Genomic DNA, 3,674 nt, shown 5'->3' with positions numbered 1-3,674 from the left:
GGGCCGGTGGGCCGGCGGGAGCGGTGGCCGGGACGGGAGGAGCGGCCGATCCGCTCGCTCCCCCGGGAGCGGTCGACTGCCCCGGCGAACCGTTCGGCTCGGAAGAGGAGCCGTTGTCCCCGCTCGCCCGGGCGAGCCGGCCGACGACCAGGCCGGTCAGTGCGGCACCGGCGAGGAAGGCACCGGGCCGCCGTCGGGCGAATCGACGCAGGTCGTGCAATACGCCCTCCATGCCCTGGTGGTCCAGGTACTCGGCGGCGCGTTGCCCACGTCGCGCGGTGCGGGCCACCATCGTGCGAGCCGGGGATTCCTCCCGCCCGTGCTCCGCCATGTCGGCCAGGTCCTCGGCCCACCTGCGCAGGGTCTCGGCGGCCCGGCGGGTCTGTTCGTCCGCCTCCTCCGTCACCCGCGTCCGCATGTCCCGAACCACGGTGTCGGCCTGGTGCCGTGCCTCTTCCACGACCGCGCCGACCTCGTGTCCGGCCGTTTCCATCGTTTTCTCCGCCGCCTGTCCGGCGACATGGGCCGTGGCGGAGGCCTCTTCCCTCGCCTCCTGCCCGACGACCCGCGCCCGTCCGGTGGCGTCCGTGGGCTCACCGCTCATGGGTCCCTCCCGTTCGGGGACACGGCGCGGTCGCGCTCCGATCGGTGGGTCCGTGCTTTCCGACCCGCCCCGGAGACGACCAACTGCCGCTGACCCCTCGGTATCGGTACTCGATCCTTGCTCTGATCGCGTGACCGAAAAGTCATGGAAAAAACCCTTGCATAATGGAATATTCTGAAAATTTCCCATTGGGTCGGGCGGGCATGGGTCGGGCCGCCGGGTAACCCCTCGTGGGCTCCTCAAACGCCGCCTCGGCGGCCTCTCACCACGCGCTCCCGGTTTCCGGCCTCCCCCGGTGGTGGGGCAGGGGGCGGCCCACCGTCCCGAGCCCCGAAATCCCCGGTCCCCGGCCGCGGGCGCGAGGGGTCCGGACGAAAAACGGCCGGGTCCCGGGTGGTGGCGCCCGTACAAGGGGCGCCACCACCCGGGACCCGGCTCGGTCCGTGGTGTCGGTCAGCGCCTGCGGCGACCCGCCCAGGCGGTCCGCCCGGCCCCGACCCCCGCCAGGTGCAGGGCCACCAGCGTCAGCCCCACGAGCATGAGTCCGGTGGCGCTGAAGATCGCCTCGGTCGCGGTGCCGGTGGCGTGGATGATGAAGGCGATGCCGAAGAGTACGGCGGCCACCAATGCGAGCACGGGCCTCTCCTTTCCTCGCGGCGTCCCACGCCGGAAAAGCGGGGATTCACCGTGGCGAACGGATGCCCCGTACGCGCCCGTTCACGCCGGACCGGTCCCAAAGCGGCACGTCGTCAACACCGTTGGCATCCCCACCGCGGAACTCGGCGCGGACACCGGGCCGGATCCGGAGGGTCATTCCTCCGCGTTCCCCGCCGGGCGCCCACGGCAGCAGGGACCCCGGCCGCCGCGGTCGGCTGCACGGACATCACGCCGTGCACGCGGGAGAGAGCGAAGGCCCGTTCCGCCTCGTGCGGGTGGTACCGGACATCGGGGAAGGACGGCTCGGGCTCCGGGTCGCCGAGGGTGCGGACGGTTCGGTTGCCCGGGACGGCGAGGTACTCGGCCGTGACGACCGCACCGGTGTCGATGGCGGGGGCCACCCGGTGGAGGTCTGTGGCCGACCGGTGCTTTCGCGTACCCGACGGCGGGTTCCTCGGCGTCCGTGTCCGGGGCATCCCGCTGTCGAAGGGGGCGGGTTCCGGCGCGGACGGCGGTGTCGTGTGCAGTCGGTCGGCCGGTACCGGTGGGACACCCGGACGGCGACATCGCGTGTTCGGCTGTGCCCGATCTGCTTGTGGCGGGCAGCCCCACCGAGGGCCCGCCTTCCGACCGGCACGGCGTCCGGGAGCGACGAAGACCCCGACCGCTGAGCGGTCGGGGTCTTCGTTCAGCCCGGTGAGAGCTGGAGCGGAGGATACGAGATTCGAACTCGTGAGGGTGTGAACCCAACACGCTTTCCAAGCGTGCGCCCTAGGCCTCTAGGCGAATCCTCCGCGAAGCACGATACACAACCCGGGGGCGTGGTCGCGAATCCGATGCCGCTCCGCGCCCCGGTCGCCGAGGGCGGCGGTGACCTGCCCACCCGTCTCCGGTCGCCGACGCCCACCGGCCGCCGACCCACCCGGCCGGGTGGGGACCGGGCGCTCCCGGTGATCGGGTAGGCTGGGCGCAGCCCCTCACGCGGCGCTATCCAACTGAACTCCCCCAGGGCCGGAAGGCAGCAAGGGTAGGTTGGCTCTGGCGGGTGCGTGGGGGGCCCTTGTCGTTCCCCGACCTCCCCCGCTCCGGAACCCCGGCACCGGCTCCGGGGCGACAGGCGGCGGAACGGGGGCGTGCGCCCGCCCCGGGGCGGGGCCCGCTGTCGGTGCGGACCGATATCGTCGGAGTCGTGTCGTCCCTCGCGCTGTACCGCCGCTACCGTCCCGAGACCTTCGCCGAGGTCATCGGGCAGGAGCACGTGACCGCCCCGCTGCAGCAGGCGCTGCGCAACAACCGGGTCAACCACGCCTATCTCTTCAGCGGCCCCCGCGGCTGCGGCAAGACGACCAGCGCCCGCATCCTGGCCCGCTGCCTGAACTGCGAGCAGGGCCCCACCCCCACCCCCTGCGGGGAGTGCCGCTCCTGCCTCGACCTGGCGCGCAACGGCCCCGGCTCGATCGATGTCATCGAGATCGACGCCGCCTCCCACGGCGGTGTGGACGACGCCCGCGAACTGCGGGAGAAGGCCTTCTTCGGCCCCGCCTCCAGCCGTTGGAAGATCTACATCATCGACGAGGCGCACATGGTGACCTCGGCGGGCTTCAATGCCCTGCTCAAGGTCGTCGAGGAGCCGCCGGAGCACCTGAAGTTCATCTTCGCCACCACCGAGCCGGAGAAGGTCATCGGGACCATCCGCTCGCGCACCCATCACTACCCGTTCCGGTTGGTGCCGCCGGGCACCCTGCGCGACTACCTGGCGCAGGTGTGCGAGACGGAGGCCATCCCCGTCGATCCCGCCGTGCTGCCGCTCGTGGTGCGCGCGGGCGCCGGCTCGGTGCGCGATTCGATGTCGGTGATGGACCAGCTCCTCGCCGGGGCGGGTGAGGAGGGCGTCACCTACGCGATGGCGACCGGTCTCCTCGGCTACACCGACGGTGCGCTCCTCGATCGCGTCGTCGACGCCTTCGCCGCCTCCGACGGCGCGGCGGCCTTCGAGGTCGTCGACCGCGTGGTGGAGGGCGGTCACGACCCCCGCCGTTTCGTCGCCGACCTGCTGGAGCGGTTGCGCGACCTGGTGATCCTCTCCGCCGTACCGGACGCCGCGGAGAAGGGCCTGCTCGACGTGCCGGCCGATGTCCTGGAGCGGATGACCGCGCAGGCCTCCTCGCTGGGTCCCGCCCGCCTCGCCCGGGCCGCCGATCTGGTCAACACCGGCCTGGGCGAGATGCGCGGCGCGACCTCCCCCCGGCTGCAGCTGGAGCTGATCTGTGCCCGGGTGCTCCTGCCGGCGGCCTACGGCGACGAGAGCGCCCTGCTCAGCAGGCTGGAGCGATTGGAGGCCGGCGCGAGCGCCGCGTTCGCCGCCCCGGCTCCCGCCGCGCCCGCGGCGCCCCCCGTGCCTGTCTCTTATACA

At 72.7% G+C, this 3,674-nt stretch carries 3 protein-coding genes, 1 tRNA gene and 1 other RNA gene; 2 read left to right on the top strand and 3 right to left on the bottom strand.

The features are described from left to right. From FOE67_RS19715 to FOE67_RS19705, 3 genes are all read right to left on the bottom strand, one after another. On the bottom strand, nucleotides 1–604 hold a 604-nt coding region (locus FOE67_RS19715; RefSeq protein WP_182666154.1), incomplete at its 3' end, for a hypothetical protein. Nucleotides 605–1,057: 453 nt separating this feature from the next. Further along, a complete protein-coding gene (locus tag FOE67_RS19710; RefSeq protein WP_182666152.1) occupies nucleotides 1,058–1,240 on the bottom strand; it encodes a hypothetical protein in 183 nt (60 codons plus the stop codon). Between the two features lie 730 nt (nucleotides 1,241–1,970). Then, nucleotides 1,971–2,055 (bottom strand) — tRNA-Ser (locus FOE67_RS19705). A gap of 174 nt (nucleotides 2,056–2,229) precedes the next feature. Between FOE67_RS19705 and ffs the strand changes: the two genes are divergently transcribed. Together ffs and FOE67_RS19695 are read left to right on the top strand one after the other, a co-directional pair. Continuing rightward, nucleotides 2,230–2,326, top strand: an RNA gene (gene ffs, locus FOE67_RS19700) — signal recognition particle sRNA small type. A 124-nt stretch (nucleotides 2,327–2,450) separates the two neighbouring features. After that, a partial coding sequence (locus tag FOE67_RS19695) for a DNA polymerase III subunit gamma and tau (protein ID WP_182666150.1) occupies nucleotides 2,451–3,674 on the top strand: 1,224 nt, incomplete at its 3' end.

The sequence above is a fragment of the Streptomyces calidiresistens genome, from assembly GCF_014141525.1.
Lineage (GTDB): Bacteria > Actinomycetota > Actinomycetes > Streptomycetales > Streptomycetaceae > Streptomyces > Streptomyces calidiresistens.
The sequence above is the reverse complement of the archived record's forward strand: the minus strand, read 5'-3'. Positions and strand labels throughout refer to the sequence as shown.